Consider the following 24099-nt stretch of genomic DNA (forward strand, 5'->3'; position numbering starts at 1 on the left):
GTTTTTCTGCTTTTTCGTGAAATCAAAATGTAACGGAGTGATACCAATGAGTCAAGAAGAGCAAAATCATGAGGAATTGAACGACCAGCTGCAAGTCAGACGAGATAAAATGAACCAGCTGAGAGAAAACGGCATTGACCCTTTCGGTGAACGTTTCGAGAGAACGCATCAATCTCAACAGATCATTGACGCCTACCAGGAGCTTTCTAAAGAAGAACTGGAAGAAAAAGCGGTCGAAGTGACCATTGCAGGCCGTATGATGACAAAGCGCGGAAAAGGGAAAGCCGGCTTTGCGCATCTGCAGGACTTAGAAGGTCAAATTCAAATTTACGTAAGAAAAGACAGTGTCGGCGAAGAACAATATGAAATCTTTAAATCTTCAGACCTCGGAGACGTTATCGGCATCACGGGGAAAGTTTTCAAAACAAACGTAGGCGAGCTTTCTGTCAAAGCGACATCTTTTGAACTGCTGACAAAAGCACTGCGTCCTCTTCCTGATAAATATCATGGGTTAAAAGACGTTGAACAGCGTTACCGCCAGCGCTATCTCGATCTCATCGTAAACCCTGACAGCAAACAAACGTTTATCACACGCAGCAAAATCATCCAAGCGATGAGAAGATACTTAGATGACCATGGATACTTAGAAGTTGAAACACCTACGATGCACAGCATACCGGGAGGAGCGTCTGCACGCCCGTTCATCACGCACCATAACGCACTCGACATGCCTCTTTATATGCGTATTGCGATTGAACTGCACCTGAAACGCCTGATTGTCGGCGGATTGGAAAAAGTCTACGAAATCGGCCGCGTGTTCCGTAACGAAGGTGTTTCTACACGCCACAACCCTGAATTCACGATGATCGAGCTGTATGAAGCGTACGCCGATTATAAAGATATTATGAGCCTTACGGAAAACCTCGTTGCACATATTGCGCAGGAAGTGCTTGGAAGCACCACAATCCAGTACGGCGAAGAGCAGATTGATCTGAAACCTGAGTGGAAACGACTCCACATGGTAGATGCGGTCAAAGAAGCGACAGGTGTAGATTTCTGGAATGAGATGACTGTTGAAGAAGCGCGCGGTCATGCAAAAGAGCATGGTATCGAGATCACAAACTCAATGACGGTGGGTCATATCATCAATGAATTCTTCGAACAAAAAATTGAAGAAACACTCATTCAGCCTACATTTATTTACGGCCACCCTGTAGAGATTTCTCCTCTTGCTAAGAAAAATCCGGAGGACCCTCGCTTTACAGACCGTTTTGAGCTGTTTATCGTCGGCCGTGAGCACGCTAATGCGTTTACGGAGCTGAATGACCCTATTGACCAGAGGGAACGCTTTGAAGCGCAGTTAAAAGAAAGAGAAGAAGGAAACGATGAAGCGCATATGATGGATGAAGACTTCGTTGAAGCTCTTGAATACGGCATGCCGCCGACCGGGGGATTGGGTATCGGTATCGACCGCCTTGTCATGCTGTTAACAAATGCTCCGTCTATCAGAGACGTTTTATTATTCCCTCAAATGAGACAACGCTAATAAAAGGGAAGGCGCCGTTTCTGCTTATCGCAGTACGGCGCTTTTTTAGAAACAAGCCGCTCGTAAAACTTTTTTGATTTTCTTTTAAAAAACTATTGCACTATTATTTGTGAGGTGGTATATTATTATTCGTTGCCGCTAAACAAGGCGCTGACGAAAAAAGAAATTTAAAAAGTTGTTGACTTCAAGAGAATGATAAGATATAATAATAAAGTCGCTTGAACGAAAGACAAAATGATCTTTGAAAACTAAACAAGACAAAACGTACCTGTTAATTCAAAGTTTTAAATAAATCGCACAGCGATGTGCGTAGTCAGTCAAACTACTTTATCGGAGAGTTTGATCCTGGCTCAGGACGAACGCTGGCGGCGTGCCTAATACATGCAAGTCGAGCGGACAGATGGGAGCTTGCTCCCTGATGTTAGCGGCGGACGGGTGAGTAACACGTGGGTAACCTGCCTGTAAGACTGGGATAACTCCGGGAAACCGGGGCTAATACCGGATGGTTGTCTGAACCGCATGGTTCAGACATAAAAGGTGGCTTCGGCTACCACTTACAGATGGACCCGCGGCGCATTAGCTAGTTGGTGAGGTAACGGCTCACCAAGGCGACGATGCGTAGCCGACCTGAGAGGGTGATCGGCCACACTGGGACTGAGACACGGCCCAGACTCCTACGGGAGGCAGCAGTAGGGAATCTTCCGCAATGGACGAAAGTCTGACGGAGCAACGCCGCGTGAGTGATGAAGGTTTTCGGATCGTAAAGCTCTGTTGTTAGGGAAGAACAAGTGCCGTTCAAATAGGGCGGCACCTTGACGGTACCTAACCAGAAAGCCACGGCTAACTACGTGCCAGCAGCCGCGGTAATACGTAGGTGGCAAGCGTTGTCCGGAATTATTGGGCGTAAAGGGCTCGCAGGCGGTTTCTTAAGTCTGATGTGAAAGCCCCCGGCTCAACCGGGGAGGGTCATTGGAAACTGGGGAACTTGAGTGCAGAAGAGGAGAGTGGAATTCCACGTGTAGCGGTGAAATGCGTAGAGATGTGGAGGAACACCAGTGGCGAAGGCGACTCTCTGGTCTGTAACTGACGCTGAGGAGCGAAAGCGTGGGGAGCGAACAGGATTAGATACCCTGGTAGTCCACGCCGTAAACGATGAGTGCTAAGTGTTAGGGGGTTTCCGCCCCTTAGTGCTGCAGCTAACGCATTAAGCACTCCGCCTGGGGAGTACGGTCGCAAGACTGAAACTCAAAGGAATTGACGGGGGCCCGCACAAGCGGTGGAGCATGTGGTTTAATTCGAAGCAACGCGAAGAACCTTACCAGGTCTTGACATCCTCTGACAATCCTAGAGATAGGACGTCCCCTTCGGGGGCAGAGTGACAGGTGGTGCATGGTTGTCGTCAGCTCGTGTCGTGAGATGTTGGGTTAAGTCCCGCAACGAGCGCAACCCTTGATCTTAGTTGCCAGCATTCAGTTGGGCACTCTAAGGTGACTGCCGGTGACAAACCGGAGGAAGGTGGGGATGACGTCAAATCATCATGCCCCTTATGACCTGGGCTACACACGTGCTACAATGGACAGAACAAAGGGCAGCGAAACCGCGAGGTTAAGCCAATCCCACAAATCTGTTCTCAGTTCGGATCGCAGTCTGCAACTCGACTGCGTGAAGCTGGAATCGCTAGTAATCGCGGATCAGCATGCCGCGGTGAATACGTTCCCGGGCCTTGTACACACCGCCCGTCACACCACGAGAGTTTGTAACACCCGAAGTCGGTGAGGTAACCTTTATGGAGCCAGCCGCCGAAGGTGGGACAGATGATTGGGGTGAAGTCGTAACAAGGTAGCCGTATCGGAAGGTGCGGCTGGATCACCTCCTTTCTAAGGATTTTAACGGAATATAAGACCTTGGGTCTTATAAACAGAACGTTCCCTGTCTTGTTTAGTTTTGAAGGATCATTCGATTCTTCGAGATGTTGTTCTTTGAAAACTAGATAACAGAAGTAATTCACATTCAATTAGTAATGCAAGATATCACGTAGTGATTCTTTTTAACGGTTAAGTTAGAAAGGGCGCACGGTGGATGCCTTGGCACTAGGAGCCGATGAAGGACGGGACGAACACCGATATGCTTCGGGGAGCTGTAAGCAAGCTTTGATCCGGAGATTTCCGAATGGGGAAACCCACCACTCGTAATGGAGTGGTATCCATATCTGAATACATAGGATATGAGAAGGCAGACCCGGGGAACTGAAACATCTAAGTACCCGGAGGAAGAGAAAGCAAATGCGATTCCCTGAGTAGCGGCGAGCGAAACGGGACCAGCCCAAACCAAGAGGCTTGCCTCTTGGGGTTGTAGGACACTCTGTACGGAGTTACAAAGGAACGAGGTAGATGAAGAGGTCTGGAAAGGCCCGCCATAGGAGGTAACAGCCCTGTAGTCAAAACTTCGTTCTCTCCTGAGTGGATCCTGAGTACGGCGGAACACGTGAAATTCCGTCGGAATCCGGGAGGACCATCTCCCAAGGCTAAATACTCCCTAGTGACCGATAGTGAACCAGTACCGTGAGGGAAAGGTGAAAAGCACCCCGGAAGGGGAGTGAAAGAGATCCTGAAACCGTGTGCCTACAAGTAGTCAGAGCCCGTTAACGGGTGATGGCGTGCCTTTTGTAGAATGAACCGGCGAGTTACGATCCCGTGCAAGGTTAAGCAGAAGATGCGGAGCCGCAGCGAAAGCGAGTCTGAATAGGGCGAATTGAGTACGTGGTCGTAGACCCGAAACCAGGTGATCTACCCATGTCCAGGGTGAAGTTCAGGTAACACTGAATGGAGGCCCGAACCCACGCACGTTGAAAAGTGCGGGGATGAGGTGTGGGTAGGGGTGAAATGCCAATCGAACCTGGAGATAGCTGGTTCTCTCCGAAATAGCTTTAGGGCTAGCCTCAAGGTAAGAGTCTCGGAGGTAGAGCACTGATTGGACTAGGGGCCCCTACCGGGTTACCGAATTCAGTCAAACTCCGAATGCCGATGACTTATCCTTGGGAGTCAGACTGCGAGTGATAAGATCCGTAGTCGAAAGGGAAACAGCCCAGACCGCCAGCTAAGGTCCCAAAGTATACGTTAAGTGGAAAAGGATGTGGAGTTGCTTAGACAACCAGGATGTTGGCTTAGAAGCAGCCACCATTTAAAGAGTGCGTAATAGCTCACTGGTCGAGTGACTCTGCGCCGAAAATGTACCGGGGCTAAACGTATCACCGAAGCTGCGGACTGTTCTTCGAACAGTGGTAGGAGAGCGTTCTAAGGGCTGTGAAGCAAGACCGGAAGGACTTGTGGAGCGCTTAGAAGTGAGAATGCCGGTATGAGTAGCGAAAGAGGGGTGAGAATCCCCTCCACCGAATGCCTAAGGTTTCCTGAGGAAGGCTCGTCCGCTCAGGGTTAGTCGGGACCTAAGCCGAGGCCGAAAGGCGTAGGCGATGGATAACAGGTTGATATTCCTGTACCACCTCCTCACCATTTGAGCAATGGGGGGACGCAGGAGGATAGGGTAAGCGCGGTATTGGATATCCGCGTCCAAGCAGTTAGGCTGGGAAATAGGCAAATCCGTTTCCCGTGAAGGCTGAGCTGTGATGGCGAGCGAATTATAGTAGCGAAGTTCCTGATTCCACACTGCCAAGAAAAGCCTCTAGCGAGGTGAGAGGTGCCCGTACCGCAAACCGACACAGGTAGGCGAGGAGAGAATCCTAAGGTGATCGAGAGAACTCTCGTTAAGGAACTCGGCAAAATGACCCCGTAACTTCGGGAGAAGGGGTGCTCTGTTAGGGTGCAAGCCCGAGAGAGCCGCAGTGAATAGGCCCAGGCGACTGTTTAGCAAAAACACAGGTCTCTGCGAAGCCGTAAGGCGAAGTATAGGGGCTGACGCCTGCCCGGTGCTGGAAGGTTAAGAGGAGCGCTTAGCGTAAGCGAAGGTGCGAATTGAAGCCCCAGTAAACGGCGGCCGTAACTATAACGGTCCTAAGGTAGCGAAATTCCTTGTCGGGTAAGTTCCGACCCGCACGAAAGGCGCAACGATCTGGGCACTGTCTCAACGAGAGACTCGGTGAAATTATAGTACCTGTGAAGATGCAGGTTACCCGCGACAGGACGGAAAGACCCCGTGGAGCTTTACTGCAGCCTGATATTGAATGTTGGTACAGCTTGTACAGGATAGGTAGGAGCCTTGGAAACCGGAGCGCCAGCTTCGGTGGAGGCATCGGTGGGATACTACCCTGGCTGTATTGACCTTCTAACCCGCCGCCCTTATCGGGCGGGGAGACAGTGTCAGGTGGGCAGTTTGACTGGGGCGGTCGCCTCCTAAAAGGTAACGGAGGCGCCCAAAGGTTCCCTCAGAATGGTTGGAAATCATTCGCAGAGTGTAAAGGCACAAGGGAGCTTGACTGCGAGACCTACAAGTCGAGCAGGGACGAAAGTCGGGCTTAGTGATCCGGTGGTTCCGCATGGAAGGGCCATCGCTCAACGGATAAAAGCTACCCCGGGGATAACAGGCTTATCTCCCCCAAGAGTCCACATCGACGGGGAGGTTTGGCACCTCGATGTCGGCTCATCGCATCCTGGGGCTGTAGTCGGTCCCAAGGGTTGGGCTGTTCGCCCATTAAAGCGGTACGCGAGCTGGGTTCAGAACGTCGTGAGACAGTTCGGTCCCTATCCGTCGCGGGCGCAGGAAATTTGAGAGGAGCTGTCCTTAGTACGAGAGGACCGGGATGGACGCACCGCTGGTGTACCAGTTGTTCTGCCAAGGGCATCGCTGGGTAGCTATGTGCGGACGGGATAAGTGCTGAAAGCATCTAAGCATGAAGCCCCCCTCAAGATGAGATTTCCCATTCCGCAAGGAAGTAAGATCCCTGAAAGATGATCAGGTTGATAGGTCTGAGGTGGAAGTGTGGCGACACATGGAGCTGACAGATACTAATCGATCGAGGACTTAACCAATTTGAATGTATGCTTACTGTTATCTAGTTTTGAGAGAACACTCTCAATGGTTTGGTGGCGATAGCGAAGAGGTCACACCCGTTCCCATGCCGAACACGGAAGTTAAGCTCTTCAGCGCCGATGGTAGTCGGGGGTTTCCCCCTGTGAGAGTAGGACGCCGCCAAGCTATTACACGTAAGTGTAATATATGGAGGATTAGCTCAGCTGGGAGAGCATCTGCCTTACAAGCAGAGGGTCGGCGGTTCGAGCCCGTCATCCTCCACCATATTTGCCGGCCTAGCTCAATTGGTAGAGCAACTGACTTGTAATCAGTAGGTTGGGGGTTCAAGTCCTCTGGCCGGCACCATTTTTGGACAAGATAATAACATAAGTCTTTTAAAAAGAGCCATTAGCTCAGTTGGTAGAGCATCTGACTTTTAATCAGAGGGTCGAAGGTTCGAGTCCTTCATGGCTCACCATGTTACGCGGGTGTGGCGGAATTGGCAGACGCGCTAGACTTAGGATCTAGTGTCTTATGACGTGGGGGTTCAAGTCCCTTCACCCGCATTATACAGGATAGTTATCCTGTATGCGGAAGTAGTTCAGTGGTAGAACACCACCTTGCCAAGGTGGGGGTCGCGGGTTCGAATCCCGTCTTCCGCTCCAACTATACCATCCACGCCGGGGTGGTGGAATTGGCAGACACACAGGACTTAAAATCCTGCGGTAGGTGACTACCGTGCCGGTTCAAGTCCGGCCCTCGGCATTCATTGTTATGCGCCCGTAGCTCAATTGGATAGAGCGTTTGACTACGGATCAAAAGGTTAGGGGTTCGACTCCTCTCGGGCGCGCCATAATATTTTTAAAAATCGGGAAGTAGCTCAGCTTGGTAGAGCACATGGTTTGGGACCATGGGGTCGCAGGTTCGAATCCTGTCTTCCCGACCACTTCGGGGCCTTAGCTCAGCTGGGAGAGCGCCTGCTTTGCACGCAGGAGGTCAGCGGTTCGATCCCGCTAGGCTCCACCATTTATAAAAAATATGTTGACTTTAAAAGAAACTTATTATATACTTAAAAAGTTGCTTGAGAAAGTGAACAAAATGATCTTTGAAAACTAAACAAGACAAAACGTACCTGTTAATTCAAAGTTTTAAATAAATCGCACAGCGATGTGCGTAGTCAGTCAAACACTTTATCGGAGAGTTTGATCCTGGCTCAGGACGAACGCTGGCGGCGTGCCTAATACATGCAAGTCGAGCGAACAGATGGGAGCTTGCTCCCTGATGTTAGCGGCGGACGGGTGAGTAACACGTGGGTAACCTGCCTGTAAGACTGGGATAACTCCGGGAAACCGGGGCTAATACCGGATGGTTGTTTGAACCGCATGGTTCAGACATAAAAGGTGGCTTCGGCTACCACTTACAGATGGACCCGCGGCGCATTAGCTAGTTGGTGAGGTAACGGCTCACCAAGGCGACGATGCGTAGCCGACCTGAGAGGGTGATCGGCCACACTGGGACTGAGACACGGCCCAGACTCCTACGGGAGGCAGCAGTAGGGAATCTTCCGCAATGGACGAAAGTCTGACGGAGCAACGCCGCGTGAGTGATGAAGGTTTTCGGATCGTAAAGCTCTGTTGTTAGGGAAGAACAAGTGCCGTTCAAATAGGGCGGCACCTTGACGGTACCTAACCAGAAAGCCACGGCTAACTACGTGCCAGCAGCCGCGGTAATACGTAGGTGGCAAGCGTTGTCCGGAATTATTGGGCGTAAAGGGCTCGCAGGCGGTTTCTTAAGTCTGATGTGAAAGCCCCCGGCTCAACCGGGGAGGGTCATTGGAAACTGGGGAACTTGAGTGCAGAAGAGGAGAGTGGAATTCCACGTGTAGCGGTGAAATGCGTAGAGATGTGGAGGAACACCAGTGGCGAAGGCGACTCTCTGGTCTGTAACTGACGCTGAGGAGCGAAAGCGTGGGGAGCGAACAGGATTAGATACCCTGGTAGTCCACGCCGTAAACGATGAGTGCTAAGTGTTAGGGGGTTTCCGCCCCTTAGTGCTGCAGCTAACGCATTAAGCACTCCGCCTGGGGAGTACGGTCGCAAGACTGAAACTCAAAGGAATTGACGGGGGCCCGCACAAGCGGTGGAGCATGTGGTTTAATTCGAAGCAACGCGAAGAACCTTACCAGGTCTTGACATCCTCTGACAATCCTAGAGATAGGACGTCCCCTTCGGGGGCAGAGTGACAGGTGGTGCATGGTTGTCGTCAGCTCGTGTCGTGAGATGTTGGGTTAAGTCCCGCAACGAGCGCAACCCTTGATCTTAGTTGCCAGCATTCAGTTGGGCACTCTAAGGTGACTGCCGGTGACAAACCGGAGGAAGGTGGGGATGACGTCAAATCATCATGCCCCTTATGACCTGGGCTACACACGTGCTACAATGGACAGAACAAAGGGCAGCGAAACCGCGAGGTTAAGCCAATCCCACAAATCTGTTCTCAGTTCGGATCGCAGTCTGCAACTCGACTGCGTGAAGCTGGAATCGCTAGTAATCGCGGATCAGCATGCCGCGGTGAATACGTTCCCGGGCCTTGTACACACCGCCCGTCACACCACGAGAGTTTGTAACACCCGAAGTCGGTGAGGTAACCTTTATGGAGCCAGCCGCCGAAGGTGGGACAGATGATTGGGGTGAAGTCGTAACAAGGTAGCCGTATCGGAAGGTGCGGCTGGATCACCTCCTTTCTAAGGATTTTAACGGAATATAAGACCTTGGGTCTTATAAACAGAACGTTCCCTGTCTTGTTTAGTTTTGAAGGATCATTCGATTCTTCGAGATGTTGTTCTTTGAAAACTAGATAACAGAAGTAATTCACATTCAATTAGTAATGCAAGATATCACGTAGTGATTCTTTTTAACGGTTAAGTTAGAAAGGGCGCACGGTGGATGCCTTGGCACTAGGAGCCGATGAAGGACGGGACGAACACCGATATGCTTCGGGGAGCTGTAAGCAAGCTTTGATCCGGAGATTTCCGAATGGGGAAACCCACCACTCGTAATGGAGTGGTATCCATATCTGAATACATAGGATATGAGAAGGCAGACCCGGGGAACTGAAACATCTAAGTACCCGGAGGAAGAGAAAGCAAATGCGATTCCCTGAGTAGCGGCGAGCGAAACGGGATCAGCCCAAACCAAGAGGCTTGCCTCTTGGGGTTGTAGGACACTCTGTACGGAGTTACAAAGGAACGAGGTAGATGAAGAGGTCTGGAAAGGCCCGCCATAGGAGGTAACAGCCCTGTAGTCAAAACTTCGTTCTCTCCTGAGTGGATCCTGAGTACGGCGGAACACGTGAAATTCCGTCGGAATCCGGGAGGACCATCTCCCAAGGCTAAATACTCCCTAGTGACCGATAGTGAACCAGTACCGTGAGGGAAAGGTGAAAAGCACCCCGGAAGGGGAGTGAAAGAGATCCTGAAACCGTGTGCCTACAAGTAGTCAGAGCCCGTTAACGGGTGATGGCGTGCCTTTTGTAGAATGAACCGGCGAGTTACGATCCCGTGCAAGGTTAAGCAGAAGATGCGGAGCCGCAGCGAAAGCGAGTCTGAATAGGGCGAATTGAGTACGTGGTCGTAGACCCGAAACCAGGTGATCTACCCATGTCCAGGGTGAAGTTCAGGTAACACTGAATGGAGGCCCGAACCCACGCACGTTGAAAAGTGCGGGGATGAGGTGTGGGTAGGGGTGAAATGCCAATCGAACCTGGAGATAGCTGGTTCTCTCCGAAATAGCTTTAGGGCTAGCCTCAAGGTAAGAGTCTCGGAGGTAGAGCACTGATTGGACTAGGGGCCCCTACCGGGTTACCGAATTCAGTCAAACTCCGAATGCCGATGACTTATCCTTGGGAGTCAGACTGCGAGTGATAAGATCCGTAGTCGAAAGGGAAACAGCCCAGACCGCCAGCTAAGGTCCCAAAGTATACGTTAAGTGGAAAAGGATGTGGAGTTGCTTAGACAACCAGGATGTTGGCTTAGAAGCAGCCACCATTTAAAGAGTGCGTAATAGCTCACTGGTCGAGTGACTCTGCGCCGAAAATGTACCGGGGCTAAACGTATCACCGAAGCTGCGGACTGTTCTTCGAACAGTGGTAGGAGAGCGTTCTAAGGGCTGTGAAGCAAGACCGGAAGGACTTGTGGAGCGCTTAGAAGTGAGAATGCCGGTATGAGTAGCGAAAGAGGGGTGAGAATCCCCTCCACCGAATGCCTAAGGTTTCCTGAGGAAGGCTCGTCCGCTCAGGGTTAGTCGGGACCTAAGCCGAGGCCGAAAGGCGTAGGCGATGGATAACAGGTTGATATTCCTGTACCACCTCCTCACCATTTGAGCAATGGGGGGACGCAGGAGGATAGGGTAAGCGCGGTATTGGATATCCGCGTCCAAGCAGTTAGGCTGGGAAATAGGCAAATCCGTTTCCCGTGAAGGCTGAGCTGTGATGGCGAGCGAATTATAGTAGCGAAGTTCCTGATTCCACACTGCCAAGAAAAGCCTCTAGCGAGGTGAGAGGTGCCCGTACCGCAAACCGACACAGGTAGGCGAGGAGAGAATCCTAAGGTGATCGAGAGAACTCTCGTTAAGGAACTCGGCAAAATGACCCCGTAACTTCGGGAGAAGGGGTGCTCTGTTAGGGTGCAAGCCCGAGAGAGCCGCAGTGAATAGGCCCAGGCGACTGTTTAGCAAAAACACAGGTCTCTGCGAAGCCGTAAGGCGAAGTATAGGGGCTGACGCCTGCCCGGTGCTGGAAGGTTAAGAGGAGCGCTTAGCGTAAGCGAAGGTGCGAATTGAAGCCCCAGTAAACGGCGGCCGTAACTATAACGGTCCTAAGGTAGCGAAATTCCTTGTCGGGTAAGTTCCGACCCGCACGAAAGGCGCAACGATCTGGGCACTGTCTCAACGAGAGACTCGGTGAAATTATAGTACCTGTGAAGATGCAGGTTACCCGCGACAGGACGGAAAGACCCCGTGGAGCTTTACTGCAGCCTGATATTGAATGTTGGTACAGCTTGTACAGGATAGGTAGGAGCCTTGGAAACCGGAGCGCCAGCTTCGGTGGAGGCATCGGTGGGATACTACCCTGGCTGTATTGACCTTCTAACCCGCCGCCCTTATCGGGCGGGGAGACAGTGTCAGGTGGGCAGTTTGACTGGGGCGGTCGCCTCCTAAAAGGTAACGGAGGCGCCCAAAGGTTCCCTCAGAATGGTTGGAAATCATTCGCAGAGTGTAAAGGCACAAGGGAGCTTGACTGCGAGACCTACAAGTCGAGCAGGGACGAAAGTCGGGCTTAGTGATCCGGTGGTTCCGCATGGAAGGGCCATCGCTCAACGGATAAAAGCTACCCCGGGGATAACAGGCTTATCTCCCCCAAGAGTCCACATCGACGGGGAGGTTTGGCACCTCGATGTCGGCTCATCGCATCCTGGGGCTGTAGTCGGTCCCAAGGGTTGGGCTGTTCGCCCATTAAAGCGGTACGCGAGCTGGGTTCAGAACGTCGTGAGACAGTTCGGTCCCTATCCGTCGCGGGCGCAGGAAATTTGAGAGGAGCTGTCCTTAGTACGAGAGGACCGGGATGGACGCACCGCTGGTGTACCAGTTGTTCTGCCAAGGGCATCGCTGGGTAGCTATGTGCGGACGGGATAAGTGCTGAAAGCATCTAAGCATGAAGCCCCCCTCAAGATGAGATTTCCCATTCCGCAAGGAAGTAAGATCCCTGAAAGATGATCAGGTTGATAGGTCTGAGGTGGAAGTGTGGCGACACATGGAGCTGACAGATACTAATCGATCGAGGACTTAACCAATTTGAATGTATGCTTACTGTTATCTAGTTTTGAGAGAACACTCTCAATGGTTTGGTGGCGATAGCGAAGAGGTCACACCCGTTCCCATGCCGAACACGGAAGTTAAGCTCTTCAGCGCCGATGGTAGTCGGGGGTTTCCCCCTGTGAGAGTAGGACGCCGCCAAGCTATCATTACGGTAAAGGCAGCTCATCATGAGCTGCCTTTTTTGTGTTTTTCTGCATACGTTATATAATATGAGAAACGTAACGATATGCCTTTTTGCAAAAGCAGGTTTTATGCTTGTGCAAAGTGGAAATAATAGAGATAGAGCGATACAGTTGAAAAATTTTGCGAAACACCTTATAGTAAGATTAAAGTCAAATATAGTCAAAGTCAATAAAGGAGGGGGTTGAGTGGGACATAATATTTCTGACATCATTGAACAGTACTTGAAACAAGTATTAGATCAAAATGGCAAAGAAATTTTAGAGATCAAACGCAGTGAAATCGCTGATAAATTTCAATGTGTTCCTTCCCAAATAAATTATGTCATCAACACCAGATTTACAAGTGAAAGAGGATATATTGTTGAAAGTAAACGGGGAGGCGGCGGTTATATTCGTATTATCAAAATTAAAATGAATAACGAAGTCGTCCTCATCAATAATATTATTTCGCAGATTCATACCCACTTGTCCCAGGCAGCCTCTGATGATATTATTCTCAGACTGTTAGAGGACGGAGTTATTTCGGAAAGAGAAGCTAAAATGATGGTGAGTGTAATGGATCGTTCAGTTCTATATATTGATTTGCCCGAACGGGATGAACTAAGAGCCAGAATGATGAAAGCAATGCTCACATCTTTAAAACTAAAGTAAGCGGGTGAAAAGATTGATTTGTCAAGAATGCAATGAGAGACCGGCCACTTTTCACTTTACGAAAGTTGTTAATGGAGAAAAACAAGAAGTTCATATTTGTGAACAATGTGCAAAAGAAAATAGCGATTCATACAGTATAAGTGGAAACCAAGGGTTCTCGATCCATAATTTATTATCAGGGCTGCTGAATATGGAGTCTTCATTTCAAAACACCGGTTCTCAAATGTTCGGCTACTCAGAGCAAGGCACAGCTTGTAAGAAATGCGGTATGACGTTTCAGCAGCTGAGAAAAACAGGGCGTTTCGGCTGTGCGGAATGTTACGATACGTTCTACAGCCAAATTACGCCGATCTTGCGAAAAGTTCACAGCGGGAATACGGTGCATGCCGGGAAAATTCCAAAACGAATAGGCGGAAACCTGCATGTAAGACGGCAAATGGAAATGTTAAAAAAAGAACTTGAATCTTTAATACACCACGAAGAGTTTGAACGAGCAGCGGAGGTCAGGGATCAGATCCGATCGTTAGAGCAGAAATTAAAAAGTAAAGACAGTGAGGGGGAACAAGGGTAATGTCGCTCAAGCATTTTATTCAGGACGCACTAAGCAATTGGATGAAGCAAAAGGGACCTGAAAGTGACATTGTACTCAGCAGCCGTATACGGTTGGCCCGAAACTTTGAAAATATAAAGTTTCCTGCCAGGTATACGAATGAAGAAGCCTCATCCATCATTCAGCAATTCGAAGATCACTTTTCAGGAAAAGAACTGCCTGATATCGGTCAATTTCATTTAATCAGAATGAGTGAAGCTCAGCCTTTGGAAAAACGGGTGCTGATGGAGAAACATCTGATCAGTCCTAATTTAACGGAATCTCCTTTTGGCGGCTGTCTGCTTTCTGAAAATGAAGAAGTCAGCATTATGTTAAATGAAGAAGATCATATCAGAATTCAATGCCTCTTCCCCGGCTTCCAGCTTCTCAACGCCATAAAAGCGGCAAACCAGGTTGATGACTGGATTGAGGAGAAAGTGGATTACGCCTTTGGAGAGAAGAGAGGGTACTTAACAAGCTGTCCTACAAATGTAGGGACGGGACTAAGGGCTTCAGTCATGATGCATTTGCCGGGCCTTGTATTAACTAGGCAAATGAATCGAATTATACCGGCAATTAACCAATTAGGTTTAGTTGTTAGAGGAATTTACGGTGAAGGCAGCGAAGCATTAGGAAATATCTTTCAAATTTCAAATCAAATCACACTCGGAAAATCAGAACAGGACATTGTAGATGATTTAAACAGTGTGGCTGCCCAGCTGATTGAGCAGGAACGTTCAGCCCGAGAAGCGCTTTACCAAACCTCGAAAATTGAATTGGAGGATCGGGTATTCAGGTCTTACGGTGTTTTATCCAACTGCCGTATGATTGAATCAAAGGAAACGGCGAAATGCCTTTCTGACGTTCGGCTGGGGATAGACCTGGGGATCATTAAAGGGCTATCAAGCAATATACTTAATGAACTGATGATTTTGACACAGCCGGGTTTTCTCCAGCAATATTCGGGCGGTGCATTACGGCCGAACGAAAGAGACGCGAGAAGAGCGGCTCTTATCAGGGAAAGGCTGCATTTAGAAATGAGTGCAAATAGACAGGAGGATGATTCGATATGATGTTTGGAAGGTTTACAGAGCGAGCTCAAAAGGTATTGGCACTGGCACAGGAAGAAGCACTGCGCTTAGGCCATAACAATATTGGAACTGAACATATCTTATTAGGTCTGGTTCGTGAAGGAGAAGGGATTGCGGCTAAAGCACTCCAAGCACTCGGACTCGGTTCGGATAAAATTCAGAAAGAAGTGGAGAGCTTAATCGGACGGGGACAGGAAATGTCTCAAACGATTCATTATACGCCAAGAGCAAAAAAAGTCATTGAGCTCAGCATGGATGAAGCTAGAAAGCTAGGACATTCTTATGTGGGAACAGAACACATACTTCTCGGACTGATTCGTGAAGGAGAAGGCGTAGCGGCGAGAGTTCTGAATAATCTCGGTGTCAGCTTGAATAAAGCGAGACAGCAAGTGCTGCAGCTTCTGGGAAGCAATGAGACGGGATCTTCTGCATCCGGTACGAACAGCAATGCAAACACGCCGACGCTGGACAGTCTGGCGCGTGATTTAACTGCGATTGCGAAGGAAGACAGTCTTGATCCGGTTATCGGCCGAAGCAAAGAAATTCAGCGTGTTATTGAGGTATTAAGCCGCAGAACGAAGAATAACCCCGTTCTTATCGGAGAACCGGGTGTCGGTAAAACCGCGATTGCTGAAGGCCTTGCACAGCAGATCATCAATAATGAAGTGCCGGAAATTTTACGTGATAAACGCGTAATGACATTAGACATGGGTACGGTTGTAGCCGGTACGAAATACCGCGGAGAATTTGAAGACCGCTTGAAAAAAGTAATGGATGAAATACGTCAGGCCGGCAATATTATTTTATTCATTGACGAACTGCATACACTGATCGGAGCGGGGGGAGCAGAAGGTGCGATTGACGCGTCGAATATCTTAAAACCTTCACTGGCCCGCGGAGAGCTTCAATGCATCGGCGCGACAACGCTTGATGAATACCGTAAATATATCGAAAAAGACGCGGCTCTCGAGCGCCGTTTCCAGCCGATTCAGGTGGATCAGCCGTCAGCCGATGAAAGCATTCAAATTTTAAAAGGACTCCGTGACCGCTATGAAGCGCATCACCGCGTATCCATTACCGATGAAGCGATTGAAGCGGCGGTAAAATTGTCCGACCGTTATATTTCTGACCGCTTCCTTCCGGATAAAGCGATCGATTTAATTGATGAAGCCGGTTCAAAAGTGCGTCTCCGTTCGTTCACAACGCCTCCGAACTTAAAAGAGCTTGAGCAGAAACTCGATGAAGTTCGCAAGGAAAAAGACGCTGCCGTTCAGAGCCAGGAGTTTGAAAAAGCGGCTTCCCTTCGTGATACGGAGCAGCGCCTGAGAGAACAGGTGGAAGACACGAAAAAAACCTGGAAAGAAAAACAAGGCCAGGAGAACTCCGAAGTTTCTGTAGAGGATATTGCGATGGTTGTATCCAGCTGGACCGGGGTGCCTGTATCTAAAATTGCCCAAACGGAAACAGATAAGCTTCTCAATATGGAAAGCATTCTGCACTCCCGCGTCATCGGCCAGGATGAAGCTGTTGTAGCCGTTGCAAAGGCTGTCAGACGTGCAAGAGCCGGTCTGAAGGACCCGAAACGCCCGATTGGTTCATTCATCTTCCTAGGCCCTACAGGCGTTGGGAAGACAGAGCTGGCAAGAGCGCTGGCGGAATCCATTTTCGGTGATGAGGAAGCGATGATCAGAGTGGATATGTCCGAATACATGGAGAAACACTCAACTTCACGTCTTGTCGGTTCTCCTCCGGGATATGTCGGCTATGATGAAGGCGGTCAGCTGACAGAAAAAGTGAGAAGAAAACCTTATTCTGTCGTACTGCTTGATGAAATTGAAAAAGCGCATCCTGATGTGTTTAACATACTCCTGCAAGTGCTTGAAGACGGACGCTTGACTGATTCAAAAGGACGCACTGTGGATTTCCGCAACACGATCCTGATTATGACGTCAAACGTCGGAGCGAGCGAGCTGAAACGCAACAAATATGTGGGCTTCAATGTGCAGGATGAATCACAAAACCATAAAGACATGAAAGACAAAGTCATGGGAGAGCTGAAGCGTGCCTTCAGACCTGAGTTTATCAACCGGATTGACGAAATTATCGTCTTCCACTCCCTTGAGAAAAAACATCTTACAGACATCGTGTCGCTTATGTCTGATCAGTTAACAAAACGTCTGAAAGAACAAGATCTCTCTATCGAGCTGACGGATGCTGCAAAAGCAAAAGTGGCAGAAGAGGGCGTCGATTTGGAATACGGCGCACGTCCGTTAAGAAGAGCGATTCAAAAGCATGTGGAGGACCGGTTATCAGAAGAACTCCTCAGAGGCAATATTGATAAAGGCCAGCACATTGTTCTTGATGTTGAGGACGGCGAATTTGTCGTAAAAACAACTGCTAAAACGAACTAATATAGTGACAAACATGAGGCATACGTAAGCGAGTGTATGCCTCACTTTGTTATATAGAGAAATATTCGATAAGGAAGAGGTCTTACAACATATATGGCTAAATCAAAAACAAAATTCATCTGCCACTCATGCGGTTATGAATCCGCAAAATGGATGGGAAAGTGCCCGGGCTGCGGGGCTTGGAATACAATGGTGGAAGAAACCATAAAAAAAGCGCCGGCGAATCGGCGGGCGGCTTTCTCCCACTCCGTTCAAACCGTCCAGAAACCATCACCCATTACATCAATTGAAACATCGGAAGAACCCCGCGTCCAAACAAAGCTCGAAGAATTCAACAGAGTGCTTGGCGGCGGCGTTGTGAAAGGCTCGTTAGTATTAATCGGCGGCGATCCCGGGATCGGAAAATCAACGCTCCTTCTCCAAGTATCCGCACAATTAGCTGATACGGCCGGCAGCGTGCTTTACATTTCAGGGGAAGAATCCGTGAAGCAAACGAAGCTGCGCGCCGACAGACTTGGAATCAACAGCCAAATGTTACATGTTTTATCTGAAACCGATATGGAGTATATTTCGTCTGCTATACAAGAGATGAAACCCGCATTTGTTGTCGTAGACTCCATTCAGACCGTTTATCAAAGTGATATCACCTCAGCTCCCGGCAGTGTATCACAAGTAAGAGAGTGTACGGCCGAATTGATGAAAATCGCGAAAACAAACGGCATACCTATTTTTATCGTCGGGCACGTCACAAAAGAAGGATCGATCGCAGGGCCGAGATTGCTTGAGCACATGGTCGATACCGTTCTATACTTTGAAGGAGAGCGGCACCATACATTCCGTATTTTGCGGGCCGTAAAAAACCGTTTCGGCTCCACAAATGAAATGGGCATCTTTGAAATGCGGGAAGAGGGGCTTACGGAAGTGCTGAACCCTTCTGAAATTTTCTTGGAAGAGCGTTCTGCCGGGGCATCGGGTTCGAGTATCGTTGCGTCAATGGAAGGAACGAGACCGATCCTGGTTGAAATTCAGGCGCTCATATCACCGACCAGTTTTGGAAACCCGCGCCGTATGGCTACAGGCATTGACCACAACAGGGTGTCGTTAATTATGGCTGTGCTTGAGAAGCGGGTGGGTCTTTTGCTTCAAAATCAAGATGCGTATTTAAAGGTCGCCGGCGGGGTCAAACTGGATGAACCGGCGATTGATTTGGCAGTAGCCGTCAGCATTGCCTCAAGCTTCAGAGATACACCGCCGAATCCCGCAGATTGCTTTATCGGTGAAGTGGGTCTGACAGGAGAAGTCCGCAGGGTGTCAAGAATCGAACAGCGCGTAAAGGAAGCGGCGAAACTCGGCTTCAAGCGCATGATCATACCTGAGGCGAATGCAGACGGGTGGACAATACCAAAAGGGATTGAGGTTGTCGGAGTAGCAAATGTTGCAGAAGCGCTTCGTACTTCATTAGGAGGATCATAATAGATGGAAAAAGAGAAAAAAGGGGCGAAACAAGAGCTTGACCTGTCTGCAATTCTGCAGTTCGTTGCACCGGGCACCCCGCTCAGAGCCGGGATAGAGAATGTACTTCGGGCAAATACAGGCGGCCTGATTGTTGTCGGATACAATGATAAGGTAAAGCAAGTCGTGGATGGCGGTTTTCATATTAATACATCATTTGCGCCCGCTCACTTATACGAGCTGGCCAAAATGGACGGTGCCATTATTCTAAGTGATTCCGGCCAGAAAATTCTTTATGCGAATACGCAGCTTATGCCGGAGGCGACCATTTCTTCTTCAGAAACGGGAATGAGACACCGTACGGCGGAACGGGTGGCGAAGCAGACCGGCTGTCTCGTCATCGCCATTTCTGAGCGCAGAAATGTCATTACGTTATATCAGGACAGCATGAAGTACACACTAAAGGACATAGGTTTTATTTTAACAAAGGCAAATCAGGCCATTCAAACGCTCGAGAAGTATAAAACCATTTTAGACAAAACGATTACGGCTTTAAACGCATTAGAGTTTGAGGAGCTTGTGACATTCAGTGACGTGCTGTCCGTCATGCATCGATATGAAATGGTGCTCCGAATAAAAAATGAAATCAATATGTATATTAAAGAACTCGGAACGGAAGGCCACTTAATCCGTCTGCAGGTGATTGAACTGATTACGGACATGGAAGAAGAGGCGGCGCTTTTCATCAAAGACTATGTCAAAGAAAAAATCAAAGATCCGTTCGTGCTGTTAAAAGAGCTTCAGGATATGTCCAGCTATGATCTGCTTGATGATTCCATTCTGTTTAAGCTGCTTGGATATCCGGCTTCTACCAATCTTGATGATTATGTGCTCCCGAGAGGATACAGGCTGCTGAACAAAATTCCGCGTCTGCCGATGCCGATTGTTGAAAATGTCGTTGAGGCGTTCGGATTTTTGCCAAGCATAACGGAAGCCACTGTAGAAGAGCTTGATGATGTCGAAGGTATCGGCGAAGTGCGCGCCAAAAAAATCAAAAAAGGCTTAAAACGCCTTCAGGAAAAACACTATATAGATAGACAGCTTTAAGAATCGCTTAAACCTGTCGGAATCCGGGTATATTATTGTTAGTTTTTGTTTATTCTGAATTTGTAGGCTCTGACAGTCTGCTGAAAAAATGCTACTTAAAAGGAGGTGGAGGTATGTTAAAACGAATAGTTCAGGCGTTCTTCATTATTGTGGGCGGCGTTGTCGGTATCTTTTTAATACCTGAATTGTTTGTGCTGTCAAATATACAGGACATACCTTTAATAACAAACCCATATACGTCTGCTGCAATTGGTGCTATTATCTTTTTTCTCATCAGTATATGGACGACAGAATATGTGATTAATTGGGTAAAATGGATTGAAGATTCTTTGCTGAGAGCTCCGGTGCCGGATCTGTTATTCGGGAGTCTCGGATTGGTTTTTGGACTTATCATCGCATATCTCATTGTAAACGTGATTCCGCTGGACAATATTCCGTACCGTATATTCAGCACCATCATTCCGGTCTTTCTGGCTTTCTTTCTCGGTTACCTGGGCTTCCAAGTCGGATTTAAGAAAAAGGATGAACTGATCAGTCTTTTCTCCATTTCTGCAAGAATGCAGAAGAAAAAGGGAAGTGCTGATGAGGAGCAGGAGGAACAGGATAAAAGGCTGAAAATCTTGGATACAAGTGTTATTATTGATGGGAGAATTGCAGATATTTGTCAGACGGGCTTTTTAGAAGGCGTCATTGTCATTCCTCAATTTGTGCTGGAGGAATTACAGCATATCGCTGATTCTTCAGATGTTTTAAAACGTAACAGAGGACGCCGCGGACTGGATATCTTGAATCGCATTCAAAAGGAACTGGATATTACGGTTGAAATTTATGAAGGCGACTTCGAGGACATTCAGGAGGTTGACAGCAAGCTTGTCAAACTTGCGAAGCTGACATCCGGTGTCGTTGTGACGAATGATTTTAATTTAAATAAAGTATGTGAGCTTCAGAAGGTTGCGGTACTGAATATTAATGACCTTGCAAACGCGGTGAAGCCGGTTGTGCTTCCGGGCGAAGAGATGAATGTGCAGGTGATTAAGGACGGGAAAGAGCATAATCAAGGTGTGGCTTACTTGGATGACGGGACGATGATTGTTGTGGAAGAAGGCCGCAATTATATAGGGAAACATATTGATGTGCTCGTAACCAGCGTACTGCAGACAGCGGCGGGACGAATGATTTTTGCCAAGCCCAAGCTGCTTGAGAAAGCTCTTTAAGAGGGAGTTCATATGGAGTATGTTGTCGTTATTCCGGCTGCCGGACAAGGAAAACGGATGAAGGCCGGGAAAAATAAGCTGTTCATCAGCTTAAAAGGTGCGCCTGTTATTATACACACACTGCGGGTTTTTGAAAGCCACGCACCCTGTCAGAAAATAATCCTGGTGATAAACGAGAGTGAACGGGAAGATTTTCGCCAGCTGCTGGCTCAATTTCCGATTCAGACGGAAATTGAGCTTGTTACCGGGGGGGCGGAGCGTCAGCACAGTGTATACGAAGGACTGAAAGTGATTGATAAGGAATCGGTCGTACTTGTTCATGACGGAGCGCGCCCGTTTGTCACACATCAGCATATCGATAAGCTCGTTGAAACAGCAGAGGAGGCGGGAGCGGCTGTCCTGGCTGTTCCTGTGAAAGACACGATAAAACGGGCGGAAGGCTCCCGGGTTGCGGAGACCTTTGATCGTTCAAGCTTGTGGGCCGTTCAAACGCCGCAGGCTTTTCGTCTTTCTTTATTGAAAAAGGCGCATATGGAAGCGGAAAACAAAGGCTTCTTAGGGACGGATGACGCCAGCCTCGTCGAGCGTCTTGATGGATATCAGGTGAGTATCGTTGAAGGCAGCTATACCAATATTAAGCTGACAACGCCGGATGACCTGATATTTGCGGAAGCAATCATGAAAGCGGAAAGTGGGAATCATAATGTTTAGAATCGGACAAGGATTTGACGTGCATCAACTAACGGAAGGCCGTCCTCTTATCATCGGCGGAATTGAAATTCCTTATGAAAAAGGGCTGCTCGGGCATTCCGATGCGGATGTATTGCTGCATACAGTCGCAGACGCGTGTCTCGGAGCGGCAGGTGAAGGAGATATCGGCAAGCATTTCCCAGATACTGATCCGGAATTCAAGGATGCGGATTCTTTTAAGCTGCTTCAGCATGTCTGGAACATTGTAAAAGAAAAAGGATACGTACTCGGAAATATAGACTGCACGATTATTGCGCAAAAGCCGAAAATGGCGCCGCATATTGATGCTATGAGAAAACGGATAGCGGAAGGCCTTGAGGCGGACGTCTCTCAAGTAAACGTAAAAGCGACGACGACAGAAAAGCTCGGGTTTACCGGAAGAGCCGAAGGAATTGCCGCTCAGGCGACCGTTCTGATCCAAAAAGCCTGATCATTGTTTTGATGCCCGGTCTATTTGGTGGTAGAATAGATACATATATTCGGCTAGAGGCTACAGACAAGATGAAAGGAAGTATTTGAACATGGGAAATGAAGTACGCGTTCGTTATGCACCGAGTCCGACCGGACATTTGCATATCGGTAACGCCAGAACGGCGCTTTTTAACTATTTATTTGCCCGCAGCCAAGGCGGAAAGTTTATTATCCGGATTGAGGATACGGATAAAAAGCGAAATATTGAAGGCGGAGAGCAAAGCCAGCTCAACTATTTGAAATGGCTCGGCATGGACTGGGATGAAAGTGTGGATATCGGCGGAGAATACGGCCCGTACCGCCAGTCTGAGCGTAACGACATTTACAAAAAGTACTATGAAGAGCTTCTTGAAAAAGGGCTTGCTTATAAATGTTTCTGTACGGAAGAAGAACTTGAGAAAGAACGTGAAGAGCAAATCGCCCGCGGGGAAATGCCGCGCTATTCCGGCAAACACAGAAACCTGACTCAGGAAGAGCAGGAGCAGTTTTTAGCCGAAGGCAGACAGCCGAGCATCCGTTTCCGCGTGCCGGAAGGGAAAATCATCGCATTTAACGATATCGTAAAAGGTGAGATTTCTTTTGAATCAGACGGCATCGGCGACTTTGTCATCGTCAAAAAAGACGGAACACCGACGTATAACTTTGCCGTCGCGATTGACGATTACTTAATGAAAATGACGCACGTACTCCGCGGTGAGGATCACATTTCAAATACACCGAAACAGATCATGATTTTCCAGGCATTCGGCTGGGATGTTCCTGTCTTCGGACATATGACGCTTATCGTAAATGAAAGCCGCAAAAAATTAAGTAAACGTGATGAATCAATTATCCAGTTTATTGAGCAGTATGATGAGCTGGGTTACCTGCCTGAAGCGCTGTTTAACTTTATCGGACTTCTCGGCTGGTCTCCCGTCGGTGAAGAAGAGCTTTTCACAAGAGAACAATTCATTGAAATTTTTGATGTGAATCGTTTGTCTAAGTCACCGGCTCTGTTTGATATGCATAAACTGAAATGGGTCAACAACCAATACGTCAAAGCGCTGGATCTTGATCAAGTGGTTGAGCTGACCCTGCCGCACCTGCAAAAAGCAGGAAAAGTCGGCACTGAGCTTTCTGCCGAGGAGCAGGAATGGGTTCGTAAATTAATTTCTCTTTACCATGAGCAATTGAGCTACGGCGCTGAAATTGTCGAGCTGACTGATTTGTTCTTTAAAGATGAGATCGAGTATAATCAAGAGGCAAAAGCTGTTCTGGAAGAGGAACAGGTGCCTGAAGTGCTCAGCGTATTTGCTGCGAAGCTTGAAGAGCTTGAAGAATTTACGCCTGAGCTGATCAAAGCCTCAATCAAAGCTGTTCAGAAAGAAACAGGCCATAAAGGCAAAAAGCTGTTCATGCCGATTCGTGTAGCGGTTACCGGTCAGACACACGGTCCGGAGCTTCCGCAGGCCATTGAGCTGATCGGCAGAGAAACAGCCGTCAGACGCCTGAAAAGCATTTAAATATACGATTGTTGACAGGGAAGAGTATAAAACAATGACCATTACAGAAAGAATCTTCATCGGCTGAGAGAGATTCATGCGTCATGTTTTAGAAGTGCGCCCTTAAGACCTTTGAAGAACATTTCTGCGGAAATCAGTATTTAAAGGCGGCCGCCGCCGTTACCGGCTTTTAAGTTGGGAAAACAGTGACTTGTTTTTCAAACAGAGTGGAACCGCGCGGTAAAAGCGTCTCTGTCATGTTTACATGCAGAGACGCTTTTTTTATAGGCGGAAAAACAGACTGGAGCGGGGAGAGAATGGG

At 48.5% G+C, this 24099-nt stretch carries 11 protein-coding genes, 9 tRNA genes, 6 rRNA genes and 1 other annotated feature; all 26 genes read left to right on the forward strand.

The genetic code is table 11. The features are described from left to right. Positions 1-46 precede the first annotated feature (46 nt). The 26 genes from lysS (at position 47) to gltX (ending at position 23798) form a co-directional block, all read left to right on the forward strand. The gene (gene lysS, locus NYE36_RS00485) at positions 47-1546 is read left to right on the forward strand and encodes a lysine--tRNA ligase (RefSeq protein ID WP_007409949.1); all 1500 of its coding nucleotides are present in this window, start codon (positions 47-49) and stop codon (positions 1544-1546) included. Positions 1547-1873: 327 nt separating this feature from the next. After that, a 16S ribosomal RNA gene (locus tag NYE36_RS00490) occupies positions 1874-3423 on the forward strand. 175 nt (positions 3424-3598) lie between these two features. Continuing rightward, positions 3599-6528, forward strand: a 23S ribosomal RNA gene (locus NYE36_RS00495). A gap of 50 nt (positions 6529-6578) precedes the next feature. After that, positions 6579-6694 (forward strand): 5S ribosomal RNA (rrf, locus tag NYE36_RS00500). A 23-nt stretch (positions 6695-6717) separates the two neighbouring features. Next, a tRNA-Val gene (locus NYE36_RS00505) sits at positions 6718-6793 on the forward strand. Positions 6794-6798: 5 nt separating this feature from the next. Next, a tRNA-Thr gene (locus NYE36_RS00510) sits at positions 6799-6874 on the forward strand. A 36-nt stretch (positions 6875-6910) separates the two neighbouring features. Then, positions 6911-6986 (forward strand) — tRNA-Lys (locus NYE36_RS00515). A gap of 6 nt (positions 6987-6992) precedes the next feature. Further along, positions 6993-7074, forward strand: a tRNA-Leu gene (locus tag NYE36_RS00520). 24 nt (positions 7075-7098) lie between these two features. Next, a tRNA-Gly gene (locus NYE36_RS00525) sits at positions 7099-7173 on the forward strand. A gap of 14 nt (positions 7174-7187) precedes the next feature. After that, positions 7188-7273: transfer RNA gene (locus NYE36_RS00530), tRNA-Leu, on the forward strand. Between the two features lie 11 nt (positions 7274-7284). After that, a tRNA-Arg gene (locus NYE36_RS00535) sits at positions 7285-7361 on the forward strand. 16 nt (positions 7362-7377) lie between these two features. Next, positions 7378-7454 (forward strand) — tRNA-Pro (locus tag NYE36_RS00540). A gap of 4 nt (positions 7455-7458) precedes the next feature. Then, positions 7459-7534, forward strand: a tRNA-Ala gene (locus NYE36_RS00545). 164 nt (positions 7535-7698) lie between these two features. Then, positions 7699-9248 (forward strand): 16S ribosomal RNA (locus NYE36_RS00550). A 175-nt stretch (positions 9249-9423) separates the two neighbouring features. Beyond that, positions 9424-12353, forward strand: a 23S ribosomal RNA gene (locus NYE36_RS00555). Between the two features lie 50 nt (positions 12354-12403). Next, a 5S ribosomal RNA gene (rrf, locus tag NYE36_RS00560) occupies positions 12404-12519 on the forward strand. The 16S, 23S and 5S rRNA genes sit together here with 9 tRNA genes alongside, the layout of an rRNA operon. A gap of 227 nt (positions 12520-12746) precedes the next feature. Beyond that, the gene (ctsR, locus tag NYE36_RS00565; RefSeq protein ID WP_003156396.1) at positions 12747-13211 is read left to right on the forward strand and encodes a transcriptional regulator CtsR; all 465 of its coding nucleotides are present in this window, start codon (positions 12747-12749) and stop codon (positions 13209-13211) included. A gap of 13 nt (positions 13212-13224) precedes the next feature. Continuing rightward, positions 13225-13782 carry a UvrB/UvrC motif-containing protein gene (locus NYE36_RS00570; protein ID WP_007410387.1) on the forward strand — a complete coding sequence of 186 codons (558 nt, stop codon included), beginning with the start codon at positions 13225-13227 and terminating at the stop codon, positions 13780-13782. Beyond that, positions 13782-14873 carry a protein arginine kinase gene (locus tag NYE36_RS00575; RefSeq protein WP_003156398.1) on the forward strand — a complete coding sequence of 364 codons (1092 nt, stop codon included), beginning with the start codon at positions 13782-13784 and terminating at the stop codon, positions 14871-14873. Before NYE36_RS00570 ends, NYE36_RS00575 begins: the two co-directional genes overlap by 1 nt. Beyond that, positions 14870-17302 (forward strand): ATP-dependent protease ATP-binding subunit ClpC, encoded by a 2433-nt coding sequence (gene clpC, locus NYE36_RS00580; RefSeq protein WP_007410388.1) that lies wholly within the window; start codon positions 14870-14872, stop codon positions 17300-17302. Before NYE36_RS00575 ends, clpC begins: the two co-directional genes overlap by 4 nt. Before the next feature lie 93 nt (positions 17303-17395). Beyond that, entirely contained in the window at positions 17396-18775 is a 1380-nt protein-coding gene (radA, locus tag NYE36_RS00585) for a DNA repair protein RadA (RefSeq protein ID WP_014304212.1), read from the forward strand. Positions 18776-18778: 3 nt separating this feature from the next. Further along, positions 18779-19861 carry a DNA integrity scanning diadenylate cyclase DisA gene (disA, locus tag NYE36_RS00590; protein ID WP_007410390.1) on the forward strand — a complete coding sequence of 361 codons (1083 nt, stop codon included), beginning with the start codon at positions 18779-18781 and terminating at the stop codon, positions 19859-19861. 113 nt (positions 19862-19974) lie between these two features. Continuing rightward, positions 19975-21075, forward strand: coding sequence for a PIN/TRAM domain-containing protein (locus NYE36_RS00595; protein ID WP_113766798.1), 1101 nt, complete (start codon positions 19975-19977; stop codon positions 21073-21075). A 12-nt stretch (positions 21076-21087) separates the two neighbouring features. After that, a complete protein-coding gene (ispD, locus tag NYE36_RS00600) occupies positions 21088-21786 on the forward strand; it encodes a 2-C-methyl-D-erythritol 4-phosphate cytidylyltransferase (protein WP_063096294.1) in 699 nt (232 codons plus the stop codon). Continuing rightward, positions 21779-22255 carry a 2-C-methyl-D-erythritol 2,4-cyclodiphosphate synthase gene (gene ispF / locus NYE36_RS00605; RefSeq protein ID WP_003156407.1) on the forward strand — a complete coding sequence of 159 codons (477 nt, stop codon included), beginning with the start codon at positions 21779-21781 and terminating at the stop codon, positions 22253-22255. Before ispD ends, ispF begins: the two co-directional genes overlap by 8 nt. A gap of 91 nt (positions 22256-22346) precedes the next feature. Then, complete coding sequence (gene gltX / locus NYE36_RS00610) at positions 22347-23798, forward strand: glutamate--tRNA ligase (protein WP_007410392.1); 1452 nt, start codon at positions 22347-22349, stop codon at positions 23796-23798. A 2-nt stretch (positions 23799-23800) separates the two neighbouring features. Continuing rightward, positions 23801-24034: a binding site (T-box leader), on the forward strand. The last annotated feature ends 65 nt before the right edge of the window (positions 24035-24099 follow it).

The organism is Bacillus sp. FSL R5-0593 (assembly GCF_038603755.1).
Classification (GTDB): domain Bacteria; phylum Bacillota; class Bacilli; order Bacillales; family Bacillaceae; genus Bacillus; species Bacillus velezensis.

What these genes read in the sequence shown, in the direction of transcription:
- clpC (WP_007410388.1), top strand. Translation starts at nt 14,870, where the DNA reads ATGATGTTTGGAAGGTTTACAGAGCGAGCTCAAAAGGTATTGGCACTG.
- ispF (WP_003156407.1), top strand. Translation starts at nt 21,779, where the DNA reads ATGTTTAGAATCGGACAAGGATTTGACGTGCATCAACTAACGGAAGGC.
- gltX (WP_007410392.1), top strand. Translation starts at nt 22,347, where the DNA reads ATGGGAAATGAAGTACGCGTTCGTTATGCACCGAGTCCGACCGGACAT.
- NYE36_RS00595 (WP_113766798.1), top strand. Translation starts at nt 19,975, where the DNA reads ATGTTAAAACGAATAGTTCAGGCGTTCTTCATTATTGTGGGCGGCGTT.
- lysS (WP_007409949.1), top strand. Translation starts at nt 47, where the DNA reads ATGAGTCAAGAAGAGCAAAATCATGAGGAATTGAACGACCAGCTGCAA.
- disA (WP_007410390.1), top strand. Translation starts at nt 18,779, where the DNA reads ATGGAAAAAGAGAAAAAAGGGGCGAAACAAGAGCTTGACCTGTCTGCA.
- radA (WP_014304212.1), top strand. Translation starts at nt 17,396, where the DNA reads ATGGCTAAATCAAAAACAAAATTCATCTGCCACTCATGCGGTTATGAA.
- NYE36_RS00575 (WP_003156398.1), top strand. Translation starts at nt 13,782, where the DNA reads ATGTCGCTCAAGCATTTTATTCAGGACGCACTAAGCAATTGGATGAAG.
- ispD (WP_063096294.1), top strand. Translation starts at nt 21,088, where the DNA reads ATGGAGTATGTTGTCGTTATTCCGGCTGCCGGACAAGGAAAACGGATG.